Origin of the sequence: Burkholderia sp. HMSC10F09, assembly GCF_001806955.1 — a bacterium.
In the GTDB taxonomy this organism is placed as follows: domain Bacteria; phylum Pseudomonadota; class Gammaproteobacteria; order Burkholderiales; family Burkholderiaceae; genus Burkholderia; species Burkholderia multivorans.
Window position 1 is genome coordinate 1 of record NZ_KV786495.1, and the last position, 9,487, is coordinate 9,487.

The 9,487-nt window shown below is 66.4% G+C and carries 9 protein-coding genes; all 9 read right to left on the minus strand.

Annotation, left to right across the window (positions count from 1 at the left end):
• Window positions 1-1,234 (minus strand): FtsH protease activity modulator HflK (hflK, locus tag HMPREF3115_RS00625; RefSeq protein WP_070553186.1); only part of this gene is annotated, 1,234 nt, incomplete at its 3' end.
• 47 nt (window positions 1,235-1,281) lie between these two features.
• Entirely contained in the window at window positions 1,282-2,457 is a 1,176-nt protein-coding gene (gene hflX, locus HMPREF3115_RS00630) for a GTPase HflX (RefSeq protein WP_006410362.1), read from the minus strand.
• Between the two features lie 72 nt (window positions 2,458-2,529).
• A complete protein-coding gene (gene hfq / locus HMPREF3115_RS00635) occupies window positions 2,530-2,769 on the minus strand; it encodes an RNA chaperone Hfq (protein ID WP_006399927.1) in 240 nt (79 codons plus the stop codon).
• A 153-nt stretch (window positions 2,770-2,922) separates the two neighbouring features.
• Complete coding sequence (gene der / locus HMPREF3115_RS00640) at window positions 2,923-4,260, minus strand: ribosome biogenesis GTPase Der (RefSeq protein WP_006399916.1); 1,338 nt, start codon at window positions 4,258-4,260, stop codon at window positions 2,923-2,925.
• Window positions 4,261-4,497: 237 nt separating this feature from the next.
• Entirely contained in the window at window positions 4,498-5,643 is a 1,146-nt protein-coding gene (gene bamB / locus HMPREF3115_RS00645) for an outer membrane protein assembly factor BamB (RefSeq protein ID WP_006404711.1), read from the minus strand.
• A 41-nt stretch (window positions 5,644-5,684) separates the two neighbouring features.
• Entirely contained in the window at window positions 5,685-6,314 is a 630-nt protein-coding gene (locus HMPREF3115_RS00650; protein ID WP_006404710.1) for a tetratricopeptide repeat protein, read from the minus strand.
• Between the two features lie 56 nt (window positions 6,315-6,370).
• Window positions 6,371-7,711: a histidine--tRNA ligase gene (gene hisS / locus HMPREF3115_RS00655; protein WP_006399908.1), complete on the minus strand. Its 1,341-nt coding sequence runs from the start codon at window positions 7,709-7,711 to the stop codon at window positions 6,371-6,373.
• 15 nt (window positions 7,712-7,726) lie between these two features.
• Complete coding sequence (gene ispG, locus HMPREF3115_RS00660; protein WP_006399905.1) at window positions 7,727-9,031, minus strand: flavodoxin-dependent (E)-4-hydroxy-3-methylbut-2-enyl-diphosphate synthase; 1,305 nt, start codon at window positions 9,029-9,031, stop codon at window positions 7,727-7,729.
• A gap of 110 nt (window positions 9,032-9,141) precedes the next feature.
• Window positions 9,142-9,487 (minus strand): DUF4115 domain-containing protein (locus HMPREF3115_RS00665; RefSeq protein WP_256275932.1); only part of this gene is annotated, 346 nt, incomplete at its 5' end.

Sequence of the window (9,487 nt, forward strand, 5' to 3'; positions counted from 1 at the left end):
CGGCGCCGCCCGAGCCAGCCGCCGGTGCGGAGGCCGCATCGGGCGCCGCCGCAGCGGCCGACGCCGCGGCGTTTTGCCGCTGCTGCTCGACGAGCTTGTCGAGCGGCAGATAGACGACGTTATTGCCGTTGTTGCCGACGAAAACCTTCGTCGCGTTCGAATAGATTTCCTGCATCGTGTCGACGTACATCCGTTCGCGAACGACCGCGGGCGCCTTCGAATACGCGGCGTAGACCTGCGTGAAACGCTCCGCGTCGCCTTGCGCTTCGGTGACGACGCGCTCCGCATAGGCCTTCGCATCGTCGATCAGCTTCGCGGCATCGCCCTGCGCCTTCGGCAGCAGCTCGCTCGCGTAGGCCTGCGCGGCGCGCTTCGCGGCCTCGCGCTCGTCGCGCGCCTTCGCGACGTCCGCATAGGCGGACTGCGTCTGCTCGGGCGCGGCGACGCGCTGCATGGTGACGGCCGTCACTTCGAGGCCCGTCCGATAACGGTCGAGATCGCGCTGAATCGCGGCCGACAGTTGCTCGCGCATCGCATCGCGATCCTGGCTCAGCAGGTCGGCCGCGCTGCGCGTGCCGACGATCGCGCGCACCGCCGCCTGCGCGGCCTGCGACACGCTGCGCTCGGGATCGACGCTGCGGAACAGATAGTCGGTGGCGGAGCGAACGCGGTACTGGACGATGAAGCGCACGTCGACGATGTCCGCATCGCGCGTGAGCATCGCGGCTTCCTTGACGTTGGCGAGCCGCACGACGTTGTTGCGGCCGATCTCGATCGAGCGCACCTGCGTCGTGTCGACGATCTCGTGCGACGCGAACGGATACGGCGCACGCCAATGCACGCCCTGGCCGACCGTGCCGGCCAGCTTGCCGAGCTGCAGCACGACGCCGGTCTGACCTTCCTGGACGACGAACAGGCCGCTGCCGGCATAGACCGCGATCAGCACGCCGATCACGATGCCGACGCCGACGCGCGCCGCGCGCCCGTTATCGGGACGGAAACCGTTGCCGCCCTTGCCGCCGAACAGCCCGCTCAGGCGGCGGTTGAAATTGCGCCACATCTCGTCGAGATCGGGCGGACCGTCGCCGTCGCCGCCGGGCGGGCGCTTCGATTCGTTCGCGCGCGGACGGGAGCCGCCGTTGCCATTGCCTTCGCCGCGCCCCCAGCGGGGATCGTTGATCGACAGCAAGGCGCGCATCCGCCGCCAGGTACTCCGCTCGTTGTATTCGTTCACCAGAGTTTGTTCACCAGATTAGACGCCGGCGAACCGGCCGGGACCGGTTAGCGCCCGTGTTCGGAAATCGTGTGGTCTTCGTGCGGTTCAGCGGGCGCGCCGTCGAGCGCGTCGTTGGGCAACGTCGCGCCGGACAGGTGTTCCGCGGAGGCGATCTCGGCGATGGCGGCGCGCAACGTGTCGAGACCCTGACCGGTGCGCGCGCTCAAAAAGACGCGCGAAATATTACCATACTCGTCCCGCTCGACCGCGTCGCCGCGGGCCGCCAGCTCGGGCACGGCGTCGATCTTGTTGAACACCAGCACCTGCCGGATCGTGTCCGCGCCGATCTCGTGCAGCACGCCGTTGACCTGCTCGATCTGCTCGAGCCGCACCGCGCTCGACGCGTCGACCACGTGCAGCAGCAGATCGGCGTGGATCGTTTCTTCCAGCGTCGCGCGGAACGCGGCGACGAGCTGGTGAGGCAGCTCGCGGATGAAGCCGACCGTGTCGGACACGACGATCTGACCCACTTCGTCGCCGAGGTAGACGCGCCGCGACGTCGTGTCGAGCGTCGCGAACAGCTGATCGGCCGCGTAGGCCTGCGCTTTCGTCAGCGCATTGAACAGCGTCGACTTGCCGGCGTTCGTATAGCCGACGAGCGACACCGACATCGTGCCGCTGCGCGCGCGCTGGCGCCGCTGCGTGCTGTGCTGCCGGCGCAGCTTGTCGAGCCGCGACTTCAGCATCTTGATGCGCTCGCCGATCAGCCGGCGGTCGGTTTCGAGCTGCGTCTCGCCGGGGCCGCGCAGGCCAATACCGCCCTTTTGACGCTCGAGGTGGGTCCACGCGCGGATCAGCCGCGTCGACAGATATTGCAGCTGCGCGAGCTCGACCTGCAGCTTGCCTTCGTGGCTGCGCGCGCGTTGCGCGAAGATGTCGAGGATCAGGCTTGTGCGATCGACGACGCGCCGGTTGAGCGCGCGCTCGAGGTTGCGCTGCTGAGCCGGCGCGAGTGCGTGATTGAAGATGACGATGTCGACGTCGTGCGCTTCGCACGCGAGCCGCAATTCGTCTGCTTTGCCGCTGCCGATGAACATCGCGGCATCGGGACTGGACCGGCGGCCCGTGAGAGTGACGGCGGGATGCGCCCCGGCGCTGGAGGCGAGAAGACTGAGTTCTTCGAGACTGGCTTCGAAATCGGTCTTGCCGAAATCGATGCCGACGAGCGCTGCGTTGATCAAATTGTCAGGTGTCAAGATAAGGCGGCTGGCATCGGTCGCTCGCGGCGACCGGATGCCGGCCGCTGCAATGGGTTAGGACGAGGCTTCCGCGTCCGGGTGGAAGTTCACCGGGCGCGCCGGCACGACCGTCGAGATGGCGTGCTTGTAGACCATCTGGGTCACCGTATTACGGAGCAACACGACGTACTGGTCGAACGATTCGATGTTCCCTTGGAGCTTGATGCCGTTCACGAGATAGATCGAAACGGGCACGTGCTCCTTGCGCAGTGCGTTCAAAAACGGGTCTTGTAACAATTGCCCTTTGTTGCTCATGGCGTACTCCATCTTTTTTTGCAGGTTGATCTGGATTGGCGACGAAGAAAAAGAGATCCGGCGCCAATCGCTACACTATAGCCGATTTTGCCTGCCGCGCCCGGCGTCGGCCATGCGGCCGATCCGTTGCCGGAAGCGGGTATCAGGCGTGCTTCAGCCCTTGTCCGCGTACGGGTTGGTCGACGAACGGAACTCTATGCGCAATGGAGTGCCGGTCAGGGAGAAAGTTTCGCGGAAACGGTTCTCCAGGTAACGCTTGTACGTTTCCGTCACGGCGTCGAGCGCGTTGCCGTGGATCACGATGATCGGCGGATTCTGGCCGCCCTGGTGCGCGTAGCGCAGCTTCGGTCGCACGGGGCCGCGGCGGCGCGGCTGCTGGAATTCCACGGCCTCGATCAGCGCGCGCGTGAGCTTCGGCGTCGGCAGCTTCGCCATGGCAGCCGCATACGCATCGTCGACCGAGCGCATCAGCGCGCCGATGCCCGTTTTCTTCGCGGCCGAAATGAAGTGCGACTTCGCGAAGTCGAGGAATTTCAGCTTGCGGGTCAAATCCGCTTTCGCGCGCTCGCGCGCGTGCTCGTCGAGCCCGTCCCATTTGTTCACACCGATCACGAGCGCGCGGCCCTGCTCGACGACGAAGCCGGCGATATGCGCGTCCTGATCGGAAATGTCCTGCTGCGCATCCAGCAGAAGAATGACGACGTTCGCATCGGAGATCGACTGCAGCGTCTTCACGACCGAGAACTTCTCGATCGCCTCGAACACCTTGCCGCGGCGGCGCAGGCCGGCCGTGTCGATCAGCGTGTATTTCTTGCCGTTACGCTCGAAGTCGACGTAGATCGAATCGCGCGTGGTGCCCGGCATGTCGAACGCGATCACGCGATCCTCGCCGATCAGTGCGTTGACGAGCGTCGACTTGCCGACGTTCGGCCGGCCGACGATCGCGATCTTGATGCCGCGCGACGGATCGTTGTCGTCCTCTTCTTCCGGCTGGTCGGCGTACGCGACTTCCAGCGCCTCGTTGATCATGTCGGTCACGCCGTCGCCGTGCGCGGCCGAGATCGCGCGCGGATCGCCGAGCCCGAGTTCGTAGAAATCGGTCGCGACCGCCGTGTACTTCATCCCCTCGGCCTTGTTGACGACGAGGAAAATCGGCCGGCCCGTCTTGCGCAGATAGTCGGCGATCGACTTGTCCTGCGGCGCGAGGCCGTTGCGGCCGTCGACGATGAACACGACGACGTCGGCTTCCTCGACGGCCTGCCGCGTCTGACGCGCCATCTCGTGCAGGATCCCGTCCTTCGCGACGGGCTCGAAGCCGCCCGTGTCGACGACGAGATACGGCCGCGCGCCGACGCGCCCTTCGCCGTAATGGCGATCGCGCGTGAGGCCCGGCAAGTCGGCCACCAGCGCATCGCGCGAGCGCGTGAGCCGGTTGAACAGCGTGGATTTCCCCACATTGGGGCGCCCAACGAGGGCAATGACCGGTTTCATCTGTGTTGTCTACGGTGAAGCGCAGCAGCGGGAGGCCCGCTGCTGCGGGCGGCTGCGCTGAATGAAAATATCACGAATTCGCGCCGCGCCGGATGCGCGCGCCGGGCACGCAGTACGCGCCGTCCGTCTTTCGTTTCGAACTGCCTTTCAAATACCGAGCGGCCGGGAACACCGGCCGCCTTCATGTCGTACGCCGCAGCGCGCGGGCGGGCCCGCGCGGCGCGTACCTGCTGCGCGTCAGCGCGGACGGAAGCCGTACAGGCCGCCGTCCTTCGTCTGCACGACGAGCGTGTTGCCGGCCAGCACCGGCGCAGCCGTGATCGCGCTGCCGTCGGTCTTCATCCGCGCGATGAAGCTGCCGTCCTCGCGCGACAGGAAGTGCACGTAGCCCTGGTAGTCGCCCATCACGACCGCATGGCCGAGCAGATAGGGCACGCCGACGTCGCGGCTCTTCAGCTTGTCGTTATGCCACAGCGGATTGCCGGTCGCCGCGTCGTACGCCGTGACGATCGACCAGTCGTCGCCGCCGGTGACGACCGAATCGTCCTGCGCGAGGCCGCTGCGGCTCGAGAACGGTTTTTCCCAGAGCGGTCGCCCCGAGTTCGCGTCGAAGCAGCCGAGCTGACCCTGGAACGTCACGGCGCAGGTTTCGGCGCCGACCAGCGTCGGCGGGCCGCTCACATCGTTGATCCGCTCGACTTCGGTCACGCCCTTCGGGAACGACACCGGCGTCTGCCAGAACGGCTCGCCGGTCTGCAGGTTGATCGCGACGAGCCCGCCGCCCGGGAAACCTGCGAGCACGGCCGCGTCGCCCGCGAACGTCATCCCGGCCGACACGCGCAGATTGAGCGGCACCGCGCGGTTGCGGTAGTTCCACTTCTGCTCGCCCGTCTGCGCGTTGAACGCGATCACCTGGCCGTCGATCGTGCGCACGATCACGAGACCGTTGCCGACGAGCGGCGGCGAAATGATCTCGCCCTGCACCGTGGTCTTCCACAACTGCTTGCCGTCCGGGCCGAGCACGAACACGCCGCCCTTCAGCGCGCCGACCGCGGTCAGGTTGCCGTCGCTGCCGACGCCCGCCGACAGATCCGAGCCGAGCTTCGTGCGCCAGACCGTCTGGCCCGTCTTCGCGTCGATCTTCTCGACCGAGCCGTTCTCGCCCGCCGCGAATACGGCGTCGCCGACGGCCACCGGCGAGAACAGATAGCGTCCGCCCTTGCCGACGCTCGCCTTCCAGACCTGTTGCACGTCCATCACGGGCTTGAACTCGGTGAGCGGCGTCGGCACGCGGCGCGCGTCCTTCGACGACGAGCAGGCCGCCAATGTCATGACAGCCGCCGCGCAGGCAACGGGCACAGCGTAACGTTTCAGCAAATTCATCGGTTAGCGAAGCAGAGTTAAGAGGTTGAGGGGACCGCGATTCAGCCGCCGAGCGCGTCCAGCTTGAACTGCACGAGCTGGCGCGCCGACTGGTCGTCCTTCGACAGGCTGTCGAGCGCGAGCTTGTAGGCGGTGCGCGCGTCGTCGGTCTTGCCTTGCGCGGCGAGCAGATCGCCGCGGCGATCGGCCACGAGGCCCTTGAATGCGTCCATCGGCGTGCCCGACAGCAGCGCGAGCCCTGCGTCGTACGCCTTTTCGTCGAGCAGCAGCGACGCAAGGCGCAGCTTCGCGATCTGCTTGTACTCGTCGTCCTTCGCGTGATCGGCCGCCCACTGCAGCTGCGCCTTCGCGCCGGCCGTATCGCCCGCCGCGTACAGCACCTTCGCGGCCGACAGCGCCGTCATCTGTGCATACGCGGTGCGGCCGTACTTGTCTTCCATGTCGGCGGCCGCGCGTGCGATCGTCGTCTTGTCGTTCGCGGCAGCGGCCTTCTGGACCTGCTCGTACAGCCCCGACGCTTCGGCGGCCTGACGGCGCTGCCAGTAGTTCCAGCCGTTGAAACCGGCTGCGACGACGAGCGCCGCGAGGACGATCCACGTGGTGAGATTGCCCCAGCGGGCCCACCACGCTTTCAGACTTTCAATCGATTCTTGTTCGTCGTGATAACTCATCGGCGAGCGATTCCTTCCTGTTCAGGCCTTTTCTTGTCGAGCGAACGCCAGCGCGATCAGTCGTCGCCGTCTTCGGCGGATGCAACCATCGCATTGATTAGGAATTCGGTCAAGCTTTCGACCGGTACGGTCTGCTGAGCGTTCTTTTCCCCGTCGCCGCCCGTGCCGCGCAGCGCTTTCACGCCCACCGTGCCGTTCGCGACCTCTTCTTCGCCGAAGATCACCGCGAATGCGGCGCCGCTCGCATCGGCGCGCTTCATCTGCGACTTGAAGCTTGCCGGCGCGCCGTCGGCGCTGCAGTGGAAGATCACGTCGAGGCCCGTATCGCGCAGACGCTCGGCCGCGATGAAGGCCTGCTCGCGCGCCGCGTCGCCCTGGTGCACGACGTATACATCGACGCCTTCCTGCTCCGGCGCAAGGTTCTCTTCCTTCAGCAGCTCGAGAATGCGCTCGATGCCCATCGCCCAGCCGCACGCAGCCGTCGGCTTGCCGCCGAGCTGCTCGATCAGCGGATCGTAACGGCCGCCGGCCGCGACGGTGCCCTGCGCGCCGAGCTTGTCGGTCACCCACTCGAACACGGTCAGGTTGTAGTAGTCGAGGCCGCGCACGAGCCGCGGATTGATCTTGAACGGAATGTTGTTCGCGAGCAGCAGGCGCTGCAGTCCCTCGAAGTGCGCACGCGACGTGTCGCCGAGGAAGTCGATCAGCTTCGGCGCATTCTGCGCAATCTCCTGCAGCGCCGGATTCTTCGTGTCGAGCACGCGCAGCGGGTTCGTATACAGACGACGCTTCGCATCCTCGTCGAGCGCGTCGACGTGCTGCTCGAGATACTTGATCAGTTCGACGCGATGCGCCGCACGCTCTTCGGCGAGGCCCAGCGAATTGATCTCGAGCTTGATGCCGGTCAGGCCGAGGTCGTCCCACAGACGCTGACACATCATGATGATCTCGGCATCCGCATCGGGACCCGCGAAGCCGAGCGCCTCGACGCCGACCTGATGGAACTGGCGATAGCGACCGCGCTGCGGACGCTCGTGACGGAACATCGGGCCGATGTACCAGAGGCGCTTCGGACCGTCGTACAGCATGTTGTGCTCGATCGCCGCGCGCACGACGGCCGCGGTGTTCTCCGGACGCATCGTCAGGTGCTCGCCGTTCAGCGCGTCGGTGAAGCTGTACATCTCCTTCTCGACGATGTCGGTGACTTCGCCGATGCCGCGCGTGAAGAGCTGCGTATGCTCGACGATCGGCGTGCGGATGTTCTGATAGCCGTACGCGCGCAACAGCGATTTCACGGTGGACTCGAAGAACTCCCACAGGCCGGCATCCTGCGGCAGGATGTCGTTCATGCCCTTGACGCCCGTGAGCTTCTCGATCTTGCGTTTCTGTTCAGTCATCTGTGTGTGGACGAATTAGTTCGTGGCCGCCGCGCGGCCGTAATTGCGTGCGACGTAGTCGCTGACGATCTGCTGGAATTCCTCGGCGATCCGCTCGCCGCGCAGCGTCTTGACCTTCTCGCCGTCGATAAAGACCGGCGCGGCCGGGTTCTCGCCCGAGCCCGGCAGGCTGATACCGATGTTCGCGTGCTTCGACTCGCCCGGACCGTTGACGATACAGCCCATCACCGCGACGTTCATCTTCTCGACGCCCGGATATTCCTTGCGCCACACCGGCATCTGCTCGCGCAGATACGTCTGGATCTGCATCGCCAGTTCCTGGAACAGCGTGCTCGTCGTGCGGCCGCAGCCCGGGCACGCGATCACCATCGGCGCGAACGAGCGCAGGCCCATCGTCTGCAGGATTTCCTGGCCGACCACCACTTCGCCCGTGCGCGGCGCGCCCGGTTCCGGCGTCAGCGAAATGCGGATCGTGTCGCCGATCCCTTCCTGCAGCAGCACGCCGAGCGCCGCCGTCGACGCGACGATGCCCTTCGAGCCCATGCCGGCTTCGGTCAGACCGAGGTGCAGCGCGAAGCCGCAGCGCCGCGCGAGCTCGCGGTACACCGCGATCAGGTCCTGCACGCCGCTGACCTTGCACGACAGCACGATGCGGTCGCGCCCGAGGCCCAGTTCGACCGCGCGCTCGGCCGAGCCGATCGCCGACTGGATCAGCGCCTCGTACATCACGCTCTGCGCATCCCAGGGCTGCGCGCGCGCGGCATTCTCGTCCATCATCCGCGCGAGCAGATCCTGATCGAGGCTGCCCCAGTTCACGCCGATCCGCACCGGCTTGTCGTACTTGATCGCCGCTTCGATCATCTGCGCGAACTGCGTGTCGCGCTTCGCGCCCTGACCGACGTTGCCCGGATTGATCCGGTACTTCGACAGCGCTTCCGCGCAGCCCGGATAGTCGCGCAGCAGCAGGTGGCCGTTGTAATGGAAGTCGCCGACGAGCGGCACCGTCACGCCCATCCGGTCGAGCTGCTCGCGGATCGCCGGCACGGCGGCCGCGGCCTCCGGCGTGTTGACGGTGATGCGCACCAGCTCGGAGCCCGCGTTCGCGAGTTCCTTGATCTGGATCGCGGTGCCGATCGCGTCGGCCGTGTCGGTGTTCGTCATCGACTGCACGCGCACCGGCGCGTCGCCGCCGATCGTCACGAGCTGCCCGCCCCAACGGACATCGACCGCATGCGATACGCGACGCGGCGCCGGCCCGCCGAATACCGGTTCGGTTGAACAAATCTGACTGCTGCGTGGGGATTGAGCTTCGGATTGCATCGATAGATCCATTTACGCGGAATGCGCCGCGAGGCGGCGCACGAATTGAAAAAGCGCCGTGCTGCCACGGCTGCCGACGCGGCGGCAGCCTCTGGCCACGGCGCTTGGCATCAGGGCAACGTGAACCGCGCCACGTTACCCCGCGCTGCCGAATATTTTGCCGGATCGACGGGTTTTCCGTCGAACGCGATCGCGTCGAGGCCCGCCTTGTTGCCGATCGTCACGCGGAACGGGCCGTCGCCGGCGACCTGCTTCGCCTCGCCGGCATGCACGAGCCCCGAGAACAGTTCCTTGCCGCGGTTGTCGCGCACGCTGAACCAGCTGTCCTGCTTCACCTTCAGTTCGATCGTCGACTGGCCGGGCGCCGCCGCCACGCTCGCCGCTTCGGCCGATGCGGCCGCGCCGGCGACTGCGACCGGCTGCGATGCCGCCGCGGTTGCGACCGGTGCGGCCGGT